Source organism: Blautia sp. MSK.20.85 (genome assembly GCF_013317245.1).
Taxonomy (GTDB): Bacteria; Bacillota; Clostridia; order Lachnospirales; family Lachnospiraceae; genus Blautia_A.
The window spans coordinates 16,241-33,745 of sequence record NZ_JAAIUN010000012.1 but is presented as its reverse complement, the minus strand read 5'-3'; the positions used below and the strand labels follow the sequence as shown (position 1 = coordinate 33,745).

The 17,505-nt window shown below is 45.6% G+C and carries 18 protein-coding genes and 1 riboswitch; of the genes, 11 read left to right on the top strand and 7 right to left on the bottom strand.

Annotated elements, in window-relative coordinates; all coding sequences use genetic code 11:
- Positions 1 to 134: 134 nt before the first annotated feature.
- The 6 genes from G5B12_RS08670 (at position 135) to G5B12_RS08645 (ending at position 7,015) form a co-directional block, all read left to right on the top strand.
- Positions 135 to 1,721, top strand: a complete 1,587-nt coding sequence (locus G5B12_RS08670; RefSeq protein ID WP_174088060.1) for an ATP-binding protein — start codon at positions 135 to 137, stop codon at positions 1,719 to 1,721.
- A gap of 252 nt (positions 1,722 to 1,973) precedes the next feature.
- Positions 1,974 to 2,708, top strand: a complete 735-nt coding sequence (locus G5B12_RS08665; RefSeq protein WP_118070577.1) for a FadR/GntR family transcriptional regulator — start codon at positions 1,974 to 1,976, stop codon at positions 2,706 to 2,708.
- Between the two features lie 128 nt (positions 2,709 to 2,836).
- Positions 2,837 to 4,012 carry an Ldh family oxidoreductase gene (locus G5B12_RS08660; protein WP_330384714.1) on the top strand — a complete coding sequence of 392 codons (1,176 nt, stop codon included), beginning with the start codon at positions 2,837 to 2,839 and terminating at the stop codon, positions 4,010 to 4,012.
- A gap of 56 nt (positions 4,013 to 4,068) precedes the next feature.
- Entirely contained in the window at positions 4,069 to 5,244 is a 1,176-nt protein-coding gene (locus G5B12_RS08655) for an NAD(P)-dependent malic enzyme (protein WP_174088059.1), read from the top strand.
- 195 nt (positions 5,245 to 5,439) lie between these two features.
- Positions 5,440 to 6,498 carry a histidinol-phosphate transaminase gene (gene hisC, locus G5B12_RS08650; protein WP_021976355.1) on the top strand — a complete coding sequence of 353 codons (1,059 nt, stop codon included), beginning with the start codon at positions 5,440 to 5,442 and terminating at the stop codon, positions 6,496 to 6,498.
- Positions 6,499 to 6,514: 16 nt separating this feature from the next.
- Positions 6,515 to 7,015, top strand: a complete 501-nt coding sequence (locus G5B12_RS08645) for a COG2426 family protein (RefSeq protein ID WP_021976356.1) — start codon at positions 6,515 to 6,517, stop codon at positions 7,013 to 7,015.
- 76 nt (positions 7,016 to 7,091) lie between these two features.
- Here the strand turns inward: G5B12_RS08645 and G5B12_RS08640 are convergent, their stop codons facing one another.
- The 7 genes from G5B12_RS08640 to G5B12_RS08610 are packed head-to-tail and all read right to left on the bottom strand — an operon-like array spanning position 7,092 to position 11,976.
- Positions 7,092 to 8,153, bottom strand: coding sequence for a type IV pilus twitching motility protein PilT (locus tag G5B12_RS08640; protein WP_021976357.1), 1,062 nt, complete (start codon positions 8,151 to 8,153; stop codon positions 7,092 to 7,094).
- A 4-nt stretch (positions 8,154 to 8,157) separates the two neighbouring features.
- Entirely contained in the window at positions 8,158 to 8,643 is a 486-nt protein-coding gene (locus tag G5B12_RS08635; protein WP_021976358.1) for a hypothetical protein, read from the bottom strand.
- Positions 8,640 to 9,092: a hypothetical protein gene (locus G5B12_RS08630; RefSeq protein ID WP_021976359.1), complete on the bottom strand. Its 453-nt coding sequence runs from the start codon at positions 9,090 to 9,092 to the stop codon at positions 8,640 to 8,642. The genes G5B12_RS08635 and G5B12_RS08630 overlap by 4 nt, the downstream gene beginning before the upstream one ends.
- Positions 9,089 to 9,613, bottom strand: a complete 525-nt coding sequence (locus G5B12_RS08625) for a DUF4860 domain-containing protein (protein ID WP_174088058.1) — start codon at positions 9,611 to 9,613, stop codon at positions 9,089 to 9,091. The genes G5B12_RS08630 and G5B12_RS08625 overlap by 4 nt, the downstream gene beginning before the upstream one ends.
- The gene (locus G5B12_RS08620; RefSeq protein ID WP_118061877.1) at positions 9,610 to 9,966 is read right to left on the bottom strand and encodes a hypothetical protein; all 357 of its coding nucleotides are present in this window, start codon (positions 9,964 to 9,966) and stop codon (positions 9,610 to 9,612) included. The genes G5B12_RS08625 and G5B12_RS08620 overlap by 4 nt, the downstream gene beginning before the upstream one ends.
- A 12-nt stretch (positions 9,967 to 9,978) precedes the next feature.
- Positions 9,979 to 11,022 carry a type II secretion system F family protein gene (locus tag G5B12_RS08615; RefSeq protein ID WP_021976362.1) on the bottom strand — a complete coding sequence of 348 codons (1,044 nt, stop codon included), beginning with the start codon at positions 11,020 to 11,022 and terminating at the stop codon, positions 9,979 to 9,981.
- Positions 11,023 to 11,052: 30 nt separating this feature from the next.
- Positions 11,053 to 11,976, bottom strand: a complete 924-nt coding sequence (locus tag G5B12_RS08610; RefSeq protein WP_174088057.1) for a transglutaminase-like domain-containing protein — start codon at positions 11,974 to 11,976, stop codon at positions 11,053 to 11,055.
- Positions 11,977 to 12,116: 140 nt separating this feature from the next.
- Positions 12,117 to 12,206, top strand: a riboswitch (cyclic di-GMP riboswitch).
- A 167-nt stretch (positions 12,207 to 12,373) separates the two neighbouring features.
- Between G5B12_RS08610 and G5B12_RS17460 the strand changes: the two genes are divergently transcribed.
- From G5B12_RS17460 to prmC, 5 genes are all read left to right on the top strand, one after another.
- Positions 12,374 to 13,360 carry an anthrax toxin lethal factor-related metalloendopeptidase gene (locus G5B12_RS17460; RefSeq protein WP_244096068.1) on the top strand — a complete coding sequence of 329 codons (987 nt, stop codon included), beginning with the start codon at positions 12,374 to 12,376 and terminating at the stop codon, positions 13,358 to 13,360.
- A gap of 277 nt (positions 13,361 to 13,637) precedes the next feature.
- Positions 13,638 to 15,236 (top strand): transcription termination factor Rho, encoded by a 1,599-nt coding sequence (rho, locus tag G5B12_RS08600; RefSeq protein WP_021976365.1) that lies wholly within the window; start codon positions 13,638 to 13,640, stop codon positions 15,234 to 15,236.
- Between the two features lie 106 nt (positions 15,237 to 15,342).
- Positions 15,343 to 15,546, top strand: a complete 204-nt coding sequence (gene rpmE, locus G5B12_RS08595) for a 50S ribosomal protein L31 (RefSeq protein WP_015526151.1) — start codon at positions 15,343 to 15,345, stop codon at positions 15,544 to 15,546.
- 94 nt (positions 15,547 to 15,640) lie between these two features.
- A complete protein-coding gene (locus tag G5B12_RS08590; protein WP_021976366.1) occupies positions 15,641 to 16,639 on the top strand; it encodes a DUF1385 domain-containing protein in 999 nt (332 codons plus the stop codon).
- Positions 16,626 to 17,501, top strand: a complete 876-nt coding sequence (gene prmC / locus G5B12_RS08585; RefSeq protein WP_021976367.1) for a peptide chain release factor N(5)-glutamine methyltransferase — start codon at positions 16,626 to 16,628, stop codon at positions 17,499 to 17,501. The genes G5B12_RS08590 and prmC overlap by 14 nt, the downstream gene beginning before the upstream one ends.
- Positions 17,502 to 17,505: the final 4 nt, after the last annotated feature.

Here is a 17,505-nt window from a genome sequence, read left to right as displayed (position 1 = left end):
AAAACTTGCCTGAATTCAATTTTCGATTTATCATTGGATTCAGGCATATTTTTTGTAGATGTCGCGCAAGGCAACCCGTTTTAGGCGGAGGATCCTGCAGGCAGTTTTTTATATGCCGTGAAAAGGAGAATACCATGAACATAAAACGAGCAAAGCAGGAGATCAGAGATTCCATAGAAGCATATCTTTCAAAGGACGAATTCGGTGAGTACCGGATCCCGGCAATCCGACAGAGACCGATCCTTCTTATGGGCCCTCCGGGAATCGGAAAGACACAGATTATGGAACAGATAGCAAGGGAATGCGGGATTGCTCTTGTTTCCTATACCATTACCCACCACACCAGGCAGAGTGCTGTGGGACTTCCTTTTATTGTAAAAAAGAATTATGGTGAGGAAGAATTTTCTGTCACGGAATATACCATGAGTGAGATCATTTCGTCCGTTTACGACAAAATGGAAAAAACAGGTCTGAAAGAAGGCATCCTGTTTATTGATGAGATCAACTGCGTATCTGAAACACTAGCGCCGATGATGCTGCAGTTCCTTCAGGGAAAAACCTTCGGAAACCAGAAGGTGCCGGAAGGCTGGGTGATCGTCACAGCAGGCAACCCGCCGGAATATAACAAATCCGTCCGGGAATTCGATGTGGTCACTCTGGATCGTATCAAGAAGATTGATGTGGAGGCAGACTTTGATGTATGGAAGGAATACGCCTACCAGCAGGGAATTCATCCGGCGGTGATCTCCTATCTGGAGCTTCGCAGAAAAAATTTCTACAGGGTGGAGAATACCGTAGACGGAAAGATCTTTGCCACAGCCAGAGGCTGGGAGGATCTTTCCCGTCTGATCCAGGTTTATGAGATCCTTGGAAAAACCGTAGACCGTGAGGTGGTCAGCCAGTACATCCAGCACAGGATGATCGCGAAGGATTTCGCCAGCTATCTGGCTCTTTATTATAAGTACAGAACGGATTATAAAGTGGAGGACATCCTGAAAGGAAAGTGGGATTCCATTACTCTGGGTAAAATCCGCACGGCCTCTCTGGATGAGCATCTGAGCATTGTAAGCCTTCTCAATGGAAAGCTCAGCGAGCTTTTTACAGAATGCTATCTTACCGATGCCTATCTCACGAAACTGTATGATTATATGGTGTACTTCAGAGAAGCTCAGGACAGCCTCACAGCAAAAAATCTCATGGAAAAAGCAGAGGCGGATCTTGAAAAGGACAAAAAGAGTGAGCTTCTTACAAAACAGCAGGAGCGTATACAGAAACGTGTTGTGTCATTCTTTGAAAATGCGTCCGGATTGGAATCAGCTTCGGAATCAACCGGATCAGATAAAACCGGATCAGGTTCAGAGCCGGCAGGAGGCAGAAGTGCTGCAGCAGAATCGGAAGTTCTATCGTCAAACAGGAACTATGAGTTTGTGAAAGCCCTCTTTGAATCCGAAACCGAAGCCTACGAAAACCGAACCGACGAAATATCCTTTACTCTTCAGAACGTTTTCGACTTTATGGAAGCTGCCTTTGGGGACAGTCAGGAAATGGTGGCATTTATCACAGAACTGAATGCCAACTATTATAGTCTCTGGTTCATTCGGGAGAACGGTTCTGACCAGTATTACAGGCATAATAAAGGTCTTCTTTTTGACGACCGCCAGAAAATGCTTCTGGGCCAGATGGAGGAAGTAGAAAACATTCTCAATAATGGAATAAAATAATATGTCTTACCAATTTATTATTTACTATTGATTAAATTGGGGAATTATCGTATAATATTTACTATAAAAGTCCGGAAAATAGAGAGGGCAAATAGTCAAAATGCACAGACTGGCTGAATGGCTGCAGAGCGATCATTTGGTGCAGAACTGCATGATGACTGAGAATGGTAAATATCCACTTGTCTATATTCCGGGATTTTTATGTAAAGGAAGGCAACACAATAATAAAGGAAGGCGGCCGAAACGGACGACATGTTTACAAAGATTACAGAAGAACGAGCATTTGACGGAATATTAGCGCAGATCATAGAAAATATCCGGCGGGGAGAACTGAAGCCGGGGGACACTTTACCTGCGGAACGTGTTATGGCAGAATCACTGGGAGTTTCCAGACCTGCTGTCCGTGAAGTCCTGCGGGCACTGGAGCTGATGGGAATTGTCACAACGGTCCGCGGCGGAGCCAACTATATCACCGAGAATATGGATCAGTGGCTTTCAGCACCACTGGCCCTTCTTTTTCAGCTGAATAACAGCCATGTACAGCAGGTGCAGGAGCTTCGTTCTGCGCTGGAGCAGGAGGCTGCTCTTCTTGCAGCCGGGAATTGTACGGAGAAGGACGCATTAGATCTGCGTTCCATTCTGGCACAGCTGGAGAGCGCAGAGGATGAGAAAGCTCGTGCAGGTCTTGATAAGAAGCTTCATACGAAGATCGGCAGGATCGCAGGAAATCCTATGATCTATAATGTTCTGGATGCGGCAGCACAGCTGACAGAGGAGATCATTTCCGGTACTCGAGCCTATATTATGCAGAAACATAATTCCGCTCTTGAGGTGGATGACCAGCACAGAAGACTGGTGGAAGCCATTATTTCCGGAGACCGGAACCAGGCGGAGAAGCTGATGCGCGAACATATGGAAACCATTGAGAAATATATAATTGAGATCGCACAGCAGCAGGGTGAGAACAGCCTTGTATTTCATCGCTGATCCACCTGACAAAAATTAAATAAAATTTCAGTAAAAATCCCGTTGATCTGGTAAGACCACTATTGATTTTGGTAAGACCGAGTGCTATAATAGGGACTGTATTGGTAATACCAAAAAAGTTTGGTATTATGGCAGTAACCTGCCGGAAATATCAGGAGAAAGGACTTACGATTATGGGATATGTAAAATGGAGTTATGACACACTGAACCATTTCTGCGGAGACGTTTTCAAAGCGTTTGGCTTTTCTGAGGAAGAAGGAAGCATCATTAAAGATGTTCTTCTGACTGCTGATCTGTATGGGATCGAGAGCCACGGAATGCAGAGAATGGTTCGTTACCATAAAGGAATCGAGAAGGGGACGATCCATCCCCAGGCGAAACCGGAAGTTGTTTTTGAGACACCGATTTCAGCTGTGATAGACGGACATAATGGAATGGGCCAGCTGATCAGCCATTTTGCCATGGAAAAGGCAATTGAGAAGGCGAAGACAACTGGTGTGGGAATCGTAAGTGTACGAAATTCCAACCATTTCGGTATTGCAGGATATTATGCGAACATGGCCTGCCATGAAGGACTTCTTGGAATGGCATGCACCAACTCCGAGGCGATCATGGTACCGACCTTCGGAAGAAAGGCTATGCTGGGCTCCAACCCGATCGCAGTTTCTATGCCTGCAGATCCGTATCCGTTTTTCTTTGACTGTTCTACGACAGTTGTAACCAGAGGTAAACTGGAAATGTATAATAAGATGGGCAAGCCTCTTCCGGATGGCTGGGCACTTGACAAAAACGGTCATGCCAGCAATAATGCACCGGATGTACTTGCAAACATCGTAGCCAAGAAGGGCGGCGGGATCATGCCTCTCGGCGGAAACGAGGAAGTCAGCGGAAGCCATAAGGGATATGGCTATGGAATGCTCTGTGAGCTGTTCAGCTCTATTCTTTCCATGGGCGTTACCTCCGACAAGTGCTGTACATTCCCGGATAAGACCGGTATCTGCCATGGATTTATGGCGATCAACCCGGCGGCATTCGGAGATCCGGATGCGATCCGCAAGCATTTTTCAGAATACCTTGAGGCACTTCGGGAGAGCCCGAAGGCAGACGGTCAGGACAGGATCTATACACACGGCGAGAAAGAGGTAGCTGCTGAAAAAGACAGAAAAGAGAATGGCATTCCGGTCAACGACAATACCATGGTAGAGCTTGCTGATCTCTGTAGTTATCTGAAGCTTGATTTTGGCTCTTATTTTGAAGGCTATGAGCTTCCGAAGGACAGTAAATTCTTCAATGGTAATTATTAATTCAGGTAATCCTTTTGAAATGAAATATATCATAATTATCCAAGGAGGAAAAGAAAATGGATTATGCAAAAGAGTCATTAAGACTGCACGGAGATTGGAAAGGTAAGATCGAGGTTGTTACAAGAGTTCCGGTTGAGAATAAAGACGACCTTTCTCTTGCATATACACCAGGTGTAGCTCAGCCTTGCCTTGAGATCCAGAAAGATATCAATAAATCCTACGAACTTACAAGAAGATGGAATATGTGTCTTGTTGTAACAGATGGTTCCGCAGTTCTTGGTCTTGGTGACATTGGACCGGAAGCTGGTATGCCTGTAATGGAAGGTAAATGTGTGCTTTTCAAGGCATTCGGTGATGTAGACGCATTCCCGCTTTGCATTAAGAGCCATGATGTAGACGAGATCGTAAATACTATTTACATGATCTCCGGATCCTTCGGTGGTGTTAACCTTGAGGATATCTCCGCTCCGAGATGCTTTGAGATCGAGAAAAAACTGAAAGAGAAATGTGATATCCCGATCTTCCATGATGATCAGCACGGAACTGCAGTTATCACACTTGCAGGTCTTACAAACGCTCTGAAAGTTGTTGGAAAGAAGAAAGAGGAAGTACGTATCGTTATGAACGGTGCAGGTGCTGCAGCAATCTCCATCTGCAGACTTCTCCTGAAAGCCGGCTTTAAGGATGTTACACTCTGCGACAGAAAGGGTGCCATCTATGAGGGACGTACAGAGGGAATGAACCCGGTTAAAGAAGAGATGAGCAAGCTCACAAACCTTCAGAAGAAACAGGGCTCCCTTGCAGATATGCTTGTTGGCGCTGATGTATTTATCGGTGTTTCCGCTCCTGGAGCAGTTACAACAGAGATGGTTAAGACCATGAACAAAGATGCCATCATCTTCGCATGCGCGAACCCGACACCGGAGATCTTCCCGGATGACGCAAAAGCAGGCGGAGCTAAGGTTATCTCCACAGGAAGAAGTGACTTCCCGAACCAGATCAACAACGTTCTTGCATTCCCTGGAATCTTCCGTGGTGCATTTGACGTAAGAGCAAGCGATATCAACGATGAGATGAAGATCGCAGCTTCCAAGGCTCTTGCAGATCTGATCACAGACGAGGAGCTTTCTCCGGAGTATATCATTCCGAAGGCATTCGACAAGAGAGTCGGACCGGCTGTAGCCAAAGCAGTAGCAGAGGCAGCAAAAGCAACAGGCGTAGCACGTATCTGATTACAGATACAGCACGGATATCCGTCCGATACAGACCAGAACAGCCCTTCATAAGTTAAGAAAATAAATCAGACACCCGTACCCTGTAACCCGGTACGGGTGTCTTTTTGCATCTGACAGGTGGTATTACCCTTTGACAAATGTCCTTCCAGTGAGTACAATAGCAAAAGAATATGATAGGAGGTCAAGCACAGCATGAAACCATGGGAAGCTAATATACGAAAAGTAGTGCCGTATACTCCTGGCGAGCAGCCAAACGAGAGCGGTATGATCAAACTGAATACAAACGAGAATCCATATTCACCGGCCCCGGGTGTGGAGAAGGCACTGAAAGCCCTTGATACCGACACTCTGAGACTTTATCCGGACCCGACAGCCGGAGACCTGGTACACAGCATTGCTGCGTTTTACGGGCTGAAGGACGAGCAGGTATTTACAGGCGTTGGATCTGATGATGTACTGGCAATGTGTTTCCTGACATTTTTTAATTCAGAGAAACCCATCCTGTTCCCGGATATCACCTATTCTTTCTATGATGTATGGGCCGATCTTTTCCGGATCCCTTATGAGCGTCCGGCACTGGATGAAGAGTTCCATATCCGGAAAGAAGATTATTTCCGCGAAAACGGCGGAATCGTATTCCCGAACCCCAATGCACCTACCGGTGTGGAAATGCCTCTTTCCGAGATCGAGGAGATCGTAGCAAAAAATCCGGAGAGCATTGTGATCGTAGATGAGGCTTATGTGGATTTCGGAGCCACTTCCGCACTGCCGCTGATCGAGAAATATGACAATCTTCTTGTTGTGCAGACCTTTTCCAAATCCAGATCTCTGGCGGGCATGCGTATCGGTTATGCCTTCGGAAATCCGGAACTGATCAAATATCTCAATGATGTGAAATATTCCTTCAACTCCTACACCATGGACCGTACCACCATTGCGGCCGGTGTGGCATCTATGAAAGATCAGGCATATTTTGAAGAGTGTTGTAATAAGATCATTACAACAAGAGAGTGGACAAAGACAGAGCTTAAGAAACTGGGATTTTCTTTCCAGGATTCCAAGGCGAACTTCATCTTTGCCACACATGAGAGCTGTCCGGCAAAAAAGCTCTTCGGAGCACTCAGGGAGAAACATATCTATGTGAGATATTTCCCGAAGGACAGAATCGACAATCATCTCCGCATCACCATCGGTACCGATAAGGAGATGAAAAAACTGGTGGAATTCCTGAAGGAATATCTGCAGAAATAAATATTAAGGAGGTACTATGGAAGTACTGGTACAGTGGTTTTCAAACCATCTCTCACAGTTTATCTCTCCGGAGGGAGCTGTGTTCATCATTTCAATGATCCCGATCCTGGAGCTTCGAGGCGGTCTTCTGGCAGCCTCTCTGCTGAAGATCTCAGCGGCAAAAGCATTGCCGATCTGTATCGTGGGAAACATTATCCCGATTCCGTTTATCCTGCTTTTTATCCGGCAGATCTTTAAATGGATGAAAAAAACAAAACTGTTCAGGGGTCTGATCATAAAAATGGAAAACAGAGCCATGGGAAAAAGTGATCAGATCAAACGCTATGAATTTCTGGGACTTCTGCTGTTTGTGGGAATCCCCCTTCCTGGCACCGGTGCTTGGACCGGTGCACTGATCGCATCTCTTCTTGAGGTGGATATCAAAAAATCCTCCATTGCGATCCTGTGCGGACTTTTTATGGCAAGTGCGATTATGTATATTGTTTCCTATGGAATTGTAGGAAATGTAGTGCACTGATTAAGAAAAATAAAAATTCCTCATCACTGTCACGAAGTCTGGTAGGTGATGAGGAATTTTGTATTTTCAGGCATTGTTACATAAGCCGGCGTTTCAGCATATCCGGATTCATTGCATAGCTCACGGCTGTATCCTTAGTGATACGGCCTTTTTTGTATAATTCCAGAAGACTCTGGTCCATGGAACGCATCTGATCCTGGCTGGAAGTGGAGATTACGCCTTCGATCTGGTGGACTTTGTTGTCACGGATCATATTTCGGATGGCAGGTGTCAGGCGCATGATCTCAAAAACAGGAATGTTGCGGCCGTCCACATCCGGGATCAGCTGCTGGGAAATAACCGCCTGAAGGACCATGGAAAGCTGGATAGCGATCTGACGCTGCTGGGAAGGTTCAAAGACATCCATGATACGCTCGATGGTGTTGGCAGCGCCCAGAGTATGCAGACTGGAAAGAACCAGATGGCCGGTTTCTGCGGCAGTCATGGCGGTTTGTATGGTTTCATAATCACGCATCTCACCCAGAAGGATTACATCGGGGCTCTGGCGGAGGGTGGCACGAAGAGAAGTCAAGTAACTCTCGGTGTCGGTGCAGATCTCTCGCTGGCTGACAATGCAGCGGTCATGGCGGTGAAGATATTCCAGAGGATCTTCCAGGGTAATAATGTGGCCTTCCCGGGTGTGGTTAATCCGGTCAATGAGGCAGGCCATAGTGGTAGATTTACCGCTTCCGGCAGAACCGGTGACAAGGACCATGCCGCGTGTATAATCAGAAACACTCATCACATCTTCCGGAATGGAAAGCTCTGCAGGATCCGGCAGCCGGAAGGCGATCACACGGATCACGGCAGCCAGGGAACCACGCTGTTTATAAGCGTTGACACGGAAACGGGAGACGCCGGGAATGGAAAACGAAAAGTCATCGTCACCGGTTTCCAGAAGCCGGGATATATCACGGTTTTCCGCAAGTGTATAGATGGTGCGCAGAAGTGCTTCCGTTTCGGCTGGCATCAATCGGTCACCACTGCTGAAAAGGTGGCCATCAATTTTTTCGGCCAGAGGACGGCCTGCGATGATAAAAATATCGGAGACCCGTTTATTGGCAGCTTCTGCAAGAAATTCAGGAATTGGAGTATCCATTTGTTCACTCTCCTTTAAATAGATTTTGATGATTGTCAGGATTCCAGGTGCCATTAGATTCTGTGCTCCACTGAAGGATCTTCAATACGGAGGTTTCGGTCTTTCCTGGATAAAAAATCTCAAGTATCACCGAAAGCTGCTGACTGTCGGCAAATTTCGTGGAAAAAGACAGGGTGTGATCAGAGGAATTCCAGACAAGATCCTGTTGCGTATCTGCAAAAGTCTTCACCTGGGAAAAATATTCCGCTTTATCTTCTGCGGATGCCAAATATCCGGCCAGTGTACTGCGGATATCGGCTACACGCTCGGTAGCCTCACTGCAGGCTGAATAATATTTTTCTGTCTGTTCCATGGAATGTCTGGCTGTTGTTAAACTGGTCCGTGAACTGGAAAGAGTAAGCAAAGCTAGTACACAGAGGCAAAGTACGGAAAAGATCAGAAACAGCGAAGGAATTCCTACTGTTACGAAAAAAGTATGTTTTTGTTTCAATGGATTTCCTCCTTTCCGTTGCCACAGTCAGGAAAATTTAAGGTGATCTGATAAAGCAAAGTATTTTCCGGGATATTGCGGAAGGAAAGCTCTCCGGATTTTTCAGAGGAGGTTGTGGACAAAACGAAAACCATTTCGTAATCTGCCTCATCTCTGGAACAGTTCTGCCAGGAATGGTCGTAATACCAGATCAGGCTGTTGTCGGTCTGTGTGCCATCCGGAAGAAGAGCAAGAAGCTGTTTGGGAGATCCATTGCTGCCTTCCAGTGCTTCTCCCACAGAAGTGGTGAGTGCCTGAATCTGATTCCACTGTTCTGCCTGTATACGGTTTTTACGGGCTGCCGCAAAAATCTGAATGCAGGCAGCCGAGCAGAGAGAAAGAAATAAAAGCGCCAGGATCATTTCCATAAGAAAAAGACTGGTACTGGAATTATGCTGTGATTTCTTCATGATGCCTCCTTTTTGCCTGCATCTGTACCGGTAACGGAAGATTCGGCTGTGCTGTGCAGCAGAAAGTGTGCAGAGATTCCGGTTGCACTTTTCAGGGAAATGCGGTAAAAACCATTATCCAGGTTTTCTGCCTGAAAATCCGAAAGCTGAGAAATGGAAGTACCGGCCGATGCGCTTGCCTGAGAATCCGCAACGGTGAAAAGTTCTGTAAGATTTCCATCTTTTAGATAAATATAGGTAATATAATCTTTTCCCTTCAGTGTGTCCCGAAAACAAAGTGCAGGGATATCATCCAGGGAACCTGAGAAAATCCCGTCGGCCTGGTCATGCTGCCGGAATTTGGTCGTCAGATAGGTGATGGCAGTCCCAAGCCCGGAATCGGAATCCGTCTGTTTTACAGTCTGCTGGTAAACTCTTGCGGAGAACAACAGCATCAGCATAAGAAACAGCGCAAAAACACTGAACAGAAGGAGTGAAAAAAGAGAGGATATGGAATGGCCGGTATTTTTTTTCAGTTTCATGAAGAAGCGCCTCCTTTCGAACTGCCAGGACGCGCAATAACGCTGATAGAAGGCAGGAGATTGGAACCGTTGGGGATATATTCTACGATAAATCGGTTTTTGTCATAGGTGATATGGTAATCATTAAGGAGCTGTGCAAGATCTTCAGGATATTCACCGGTCATGGCGTAGCTGCGGACAGCACTGTTCTTTAATGCCTGCTCCAGAGCATCCTGTTCTTTCACGAGAGCCTGGCCGGATGTATGACTGACGCCCGCTACAAACAGAATACAGGCAAATATCAGAAGAAATACAGGAAAAAGAAGCAGAAGCCCCCGGAAAATTTTTTTTCGTCGACTTTCAAAAAGTTCCATGTTGTCACCACCTTATATCGCAAAATCTGAAAGGATTCCCAGAAGCGGCATCATTACGGAAAGCAGGACAAGTCCTACAAGCAGGGAAAGCAGGATCACAATAGTTGGTTCCACAACAGATACTGCCTGAGAGATCAGATCTATGGATTTTTCTGTGTACTGCTGAGACAGCCTGCGAAAAGTTTCGTCACTGGTTCCGGAGTAGAAGGAAATACTGATCAGACGTCCCTCCATGCCACTGAACAGTTCGGACTCTGTCAGAGCCTTTGAAAAAGCTTCCCCGTTGTTCAGAAGTTCGGAAGTTTTTCGGAGCTTCTCAAGAATTTCCGGTTGTGTGAGCATTGCTTCTGTAAGCTCAAGACTGGTTTCCGGAGAAAGACCGCTTCGAAGCCCCAGAGACAGTCCCTGCGCCAGACGGCTGTAATCCATGGCAACAGGAATCTCACAAAAAACAGGAAGATGTGTGACCAATTTTCGAAGTTTGGCATGACCTTTTTCTGTGAGACTGAAAAAAAGAATGCAGCCAATGAGAAGTACTGCAAGAATCAGAAAAACAGCAGAATAGCGACTGATCATATTGCCGGCATTTAAAAGTCCCTGTGAGATTCCGTTCATTTCCAGACCCATCTGATGAAAGACCTGCTGGAACACGGGGAGAACTTTTACAAGAAGAACCAGGATTACTACTGCCATCATTCCAAGCATGATCAGCGGATAGGTGACTGCACTTCGTATCTGCTGGGAAATTTCCTGCTCCTGATCATAATGCCGGGAGAGGCTTGTCATGATCTCATCCAGACAACCGGTTTCTTCGCCTGTTTTTATATAGGCGGTCATAGCTTTTGGAAAACAGCCGGAATCCTCAAGAGCCTGGGAAAGAGAACCGTTTTTTTCCATGGAATTGATAAGTGGCTTCAGAATCTCACGATCTGTGTCGGTTTTGCTTTCTTCACAGAGGATATGGAGTCCTTCTGTTGTTGATATGCCGGAATGCAGCAGTATTCCCATCTGCCCGCAGAAATTGGATAATTCCCGGGCTGTCAGTTTAGATTTCATAATAAAGTCTCCTTTTTTGCGGGTGGTTGGTCAGTGTGTATACTGTACCGTGTAGTTGCTTTCGTCTCCGATATATTCCTGGATCGCTTCATTGCCGTTGCTGTTGGCATCAAAGGTTGGGTCCATAAGTTTCCATGTATCTCCGTTAAAGGAGATTGCTTTTGTTACCCAGCCTTTGTTCTGGATGTAGACATCGATCCAGGCATGCTTGATGTCGCCGGAATAGCCAATCTCAAGTTTGCAGGGAATATCCTGACTTCGAAGCATTGCCGCAGTCAGTGCTGCATAATCAAAGCAGATGCCGGTGCCTGACTGAAGGGTTTCGTCTACATCAGGAAGATATCCGGCCTCTACAGAATCTGCCTTATCGTAATCGTAGGTGATATGTTCTGTGACATATGTATAAAAAGCTTTCAGGATTTCCACATCGTTCATACCATCTTTGACCAGTGACTGTGCCAGAGTACAGGCTTCACTTTTGACGGAAAAATCCACATACTGGTTGGGATACAGAAATGGAAGAAACTCATTTTGAAGTTTTACAGTAAGAGTTTCTGCATAAAGTGCGGCATACTGGCTTCCGTCTACCTGCTGGTAACAGGTAATGGAATAATCTCCGGAGCCTTCCGAAAAGGGAATAACAGCCTGTTCCTCCGGCTCCAGAAAATAGGAGTAAAGGACACCGGACGGGGAAGTAAGCTGTATATTCATACGGGAATCTCCTGAGTCGGAGCTGGCAGTCATATAACCCTGGTCCTGATTGGAAATATCCAGGATCAGAGGGGAACTTCCCAGTGTCTGTTTACCGGGTGCCTCCGGAGTGAGAACACGGGCTGGTGAGTAAGACGGAGGCTTGTCACCGGAACTTCCGGAATTCCCGCAGCCAGTCAGAAAAAACACAGTTCCGAAAAGCAGCAGTACAAAAAAGAGACGGGCAGATAAAGTTTTTGACATATTTGCCGTTCTCCTGTCATATAATGTTTTTTTCTTTTTTTACAGATAACAGTATAGCAGATTATGAAAAAAAAAGACAGAACAAGCAGAGAGAACAGGGAGTAAAATGTTGACATTTCGAAAGAAAAAACATATACTATACATATAAAAGGCAAACCTGTTGAAAAGCAGGGACGCAAAGCCAAGGGTCTAAGGTCACAATTGAAAGACTATGACAGCCGGTTGCCGCATTAAATTCCGATTTAGTGACGTAATCAGACAGCATCCAGGTGAAAAGGATTTATGTGTTGACGCGGCCGTTTATTTAAAATAAGCGGTTTTTTTGATGCAGTAAATTCTGCGGCCACCGAATATGGATGACGGTCGGAACGTCCGTTTTCAGAAAGGTGTGAAAAGTATGAAAAAAATGAACCTTAAAAATTTCTTTATGAAAAAGAAGATCGCAGCTGGATGTATTGCAGCTGCTGCACTGATCACAGCAGGAAGCTTTGCAATGGTATGGCAGGACTCACAGGTGCCGGAACTGCCGAATTACACAGATCCGGTAGTCGAGCAGACGATTGAAGATGATGATACACCGCTTGCTTCACAGCCGAAGGTTACAACCAAGACAACCAAGAGCAGCAAGACAACCAAGAAGAACATCAAGTTAAAAGCAGCAGCTACGAAGACTTATACCAAGAAACTTCCGACAACCAAGAAAACTACAAACAAGACAACCAAGAAAAATCAGACTACAACCATAAAGACAACAACAACCGTACAGACAGATACAAGCCGGAAATACACCAAAAAATCTAAAAATGTAGTACAGACACAGAAGGTTACCACTACAGTGCAGACAACTACAACAGTTGTTGCAGCGGCATCTACAACTGTGAATGCTACTACTGCAGGAAGTACAACTGCTAAAAAAGAGAAATACACAGTCAGCAATGTAGCATCTATTGCACCTCAGATGGACAGCAGAGTATTAAATGCATTTACAAAGATGGGATTTACCGTCATTGTTGATCCAAGCGTTTCCTACGCCGGATATTTTGATGGAAGATCAAGAACGATCACTCTTAAAGTGGAGGATGATACGATCTACCATGAGCTTGGCCATTATCTTGCATTTATCGCTGGTAATGTAGATAAGAATGCAGCTTTCGCATCTGTTTATAACAGTGAGAAATCTAAATTCACAGGTGTCAGAAAGGCTTATGCAACACAGAATGCGTCTGAGTACTTCGCAGAATCCGTTCTGGAGTATACAGAGAATCCTTCTGTACTGAAGGCACAGCGTCCTCAGACATACGAAGCAATCACCAATGCACTGTCAAAGGTTACAGACGCACAGGTAAACAAGATCATGAATGTTTATAAGGTAATCTGGAAATAATAAGTTATACAGCCGAATCCCCGGGAGTTTATCCCGGGGATTTTTTGAATAACTGCGCATCGCATTCTCGTTACTTGAGATATCCAGCCCCTCCTTCCGGTAACGGAAGATTCATTGTCGACAAAAATTTCTTGCATTGCTTCAAAAATAGTGTATATTATTATCATAATCATATTTCATAACGGTTCAGATACCAGTGCGGTCATGTCAGACTGCATCAGATTTCCATTATAAAATTACAATTTATCATAATTAAGCAAGAATAGAGGATTTATTTATGAGAGAAAAATATGAATCATTGTCTCTGGCAGTGCTGAAAGATCTGGCAAAGGCAAGAGGGATGAAGGGAATCTCTACTTTGAGAAAACCGGCACTGATCGAGAGAATGCTGGAAGAAGACGCAAAGGAAGCGGTGAAGGAGAAGACGGAAGAAACACCGGGAAATACAGCGGGTGAGAATTCTCTGAAAGAGAAAGTACAGGAAAATGAAAAAAATGAATATCGAACCCGTCCAGCATCTGAAAATCAGCAGGAACGGAAAGAGTATCGTACGGAGCGGAATGATCAGGAACACAGAAATATAAACGGACGCAGAGAGAACAACAGAGAAAGCTACAACCGCAGTGCATATAACAGGGAGAATTACAGAAGGCCGGCACAGGAAGAACGTGCTTATACACGTGATGGCAGCCACGAGGCAGAAGCGCGTCCGGAGAATGGCAATGTTCCTTCAGAATCCACACAGCTGGACAGTGGTGAAAAAGCCAATGGGATCCTGGAGGTACTTCCGGATGGATATGGATTTATCCGCTGTGCCAACTATCTTCCTGGTGAAAACGATATTTATGTTTCGCCTTCCCAGATCCGCCGCTTTAATTTAAAGACCGGTGATATCATCCAGGGAAATATCCGGATCAAGACCCAGGGAGAGAAATTCAGTGCACTTCTTTACGTGTCCTCCATCAATGGATTCCATCCGAGTGAAGGCCAGAGAAGATATAATTTTGAAGATATGACACCGATCTTTCCTAATGAGAGACTGGTTATGGAGCGTGCAGGCGGTACAACTGCCATGCGCATTGTAGACCTGATCAGCCCTATCGGAAAGGGACAGAGAGGAATGATCGTATCTCCGCCGAAAGCCGGTAAGACAACCCTTCTGAAGGACGTTGCAAAGTCCATCCTTAAGAATAATAAAGATATGCATCTCATTATCCTTCTGATCGATGAGCGTCCGGAGGAGGTTACCGATATCAAGGAAGCAATCCAGGGACCTAATGTGGAAGTGATCTATTCCACGTTTGATGAACTTCCGGAGCATCATAAGAGAGTTTCCGAGATGGTTGTGGAGCGTGCCCGTCGTCTGGTAGAACATAAACAGGATGTGATCATCCTTCTGGATTCCATTACACGACTTGCCAGAGCCTATAACCTGATTATCCCGCCAAGTGGAAGGACTTTATCCGGTGGTCTTGATCCGGCGGCCCTTCATATGCCTAAGAGATTTTTTGGCGCAGCCCGTAATATGCGTGAGGGCGGAAGCCTGACGATTCTGGCAACGGCACTTGTGGATACCGGAAGCAAGATGGACGATGTCATCTACGAGGAGTTCAAGGGAACCGGTAATATGGAGCTTGTCCTTGACCGTAAATTACAGGAAAAACGTGTATTCCCGGCCATCGATATCCAGAAATCCGGAACCAGAAGAGAGGATCTTCTTCTCAGCAAGGATGAGCAGGAAGCTGTTTATATTATGCGAAAAGCACTCAACGGAATGAAGTCCGATGAGGCGGTAGAACAGATTCTGAATACCTTTGCCAGAACCAGGACCAATGCGGAGCTGGTACAGACTGTAAAGAAACAGAAATTTTTATAAAGTCCTTGCATTTTCAGGAAAGCTGTGTTATACTTAGCAAGCTGTTTAAAATGGAATTCGTCAATTGTATACGAATAATATTAAATTATATAGAGAGGTGAAAATCATGAGAGAAGGAATCCATCCGAACTACTATCAGGCAACTGTAACCTGCAACTGCGGAAACACTTTCGTAACAGGTTCTACTAAAGAGGACATCCACGTTGAGATCTGCTCCAAATGCCATCCGTTCTACACAGGACAGCAGAAGGCTACACAGGCTCGTGGACGTATCGATAAGTTCAACAAGAAATACGGCCTGAATAAGTAATTATTGCGAATACAGGAAATGAGAAGGTTGAGGTTGGGAAATCTCAACCTTTCTTTAACTGAAAAATTTTTTCAGTTTGCACAGGAGAGAATGAATGAAATCATCGAATATTGGCGGACAGGCCGTGATGGAAGGCATCATGATGCGCCACAAGGACAAATATTCTATCGCAGTGCGCCGTCCGGACCAGGAGATCGAGCTGAAAGTAGAAGACTATAAATGTACCTTCGGAAACCATGCGTTTCTGAAGAAGCCCATCATCCGTGGTGTGGTAAGTTTTGTGGATTCTCTTGTGGTAGGCACGAAATGCCTGATGTACTCTGCGGAGATCGCAGGTGACGAGGAAGATGAAGAAACTGCGAAGAAGAATGAGCAGCTTACAGAAGAGGAGCTTTCCGCAAAGAAAGCCAAAGAAGATAAGCAGTTCAAGTGGCTTCTTTACATTACGGTAGCTGTTTCTATGGTAGTATCTGTGGCTGCTTTTATGTTTCTTCCGTATATACTGGCCAGTCTGATCCGCAAGGTAGGCGCTTCGGAATTCCTGGTTACTGTAGTAGAAGCTTTTGTAAAGCTGGCACTGTTTATGGGATATATGTTCCTGATCTCTAGAATGAAGGATATCCAGAGAACTTTTATGTACCACGGTGCGGAACATAAATGTATCAACTGTGTGGAACATGGACTGCCACTGACTGTGGAGAACGTACTGAAGAGTTCCAGGCTCCATAAGCGCTGTGGAACCAGTTTTCTGTTCCTGGTCATGCTGGTAAGTATTGTGCTGCACTTTGTGTTTGTGCTGGTCCCGGTTTACTGGGTAAGACTGTTTGGAAGACTTCTTATGGTACCGGTAGTTGCGGGAATCTCTTTTGAGATCATCCAGTGGGCAGGAAGAACGGACAGTAAATTTGCGGACATTATGAGTAAACCAGGTCTTGCCATGCAGAAATTCACCACCAAGGAACCAACTGCAGATATGGCAGAAGTAGCCATTAAGGCAGTTGAGGCGGTTTTTGACTGGAGAGCTTATCTGAAAGAGGAATTTGACCTGGATATCCCTTATGAGACAGAGGAGACAAGCCATGCAGACTCTTGAGTCACTTCTCAAAAAAGGAACAACGATACTGAAAGATAACGGATTGGAAGAAGCCGGGCTGGATGCCTGGCTCCTTCTGGAATATAAGACCGGAAAGAACCGGGCATACTATTTTGCACATGGTGATGAACCGGTGTCTGATGAGACCGCAGCAGAGTATCTTGAGCTGATCGGCAGGCGGGCAGGACATATTCCTGTACAGCAGCTGACTCATCAGGCTTTTTTTATGGGCTATGAGTTTTATGTAAACGAAAATGTGCTCATCCCGAGACAGGACACCGAGACACTGGTGGAGGAAGGTCTGAAATGCCTTGAGGATGTGGAGAAACCGGAGATCCTGGATATGTGTACGGGCTCCGGCTGCATTCTCATAAGCCTTCTTCTGGAACGGCAGGATGCCCGTGGTGCGGGTGTGGACGTTTCTCCGGAAGCACTGGAGGTGGCGAAAGAGAACGCCAGCCTTCTGAAAGTGGAGAACCGGGCGGATTTTTTGGAAAGTGATCTGTTCTCGGCACCGTATTTTTGCGAAAAAGGTGGAAAAGAGGGTGGGAAATATGATATTCTTATTTCAAACCCGCCTTATATCGCGACAGAAGAAATTGAAACATTAATGGAAGAAGTCCGTCTTCATGACCCCAGAAAGGCTCTTGACGGAATGGAGGATGGGCTTTATTTTTACAGAAAGATCACCAAAGAGGCAGGGAAATACCTGAAGCCGGGTGGATGGCTTCTGTATGAGATTGGCTGCACTCAGGGGGAGGCAGTCAGTGAAATGCTGAGAAATGCCGGTTTTGAAAAGGTTCAGGTGGTAAAAGATCTTCCGGGCCTTGACCGTGTAGTGATGGGGCAGAAGCCTTTGTAAAAAT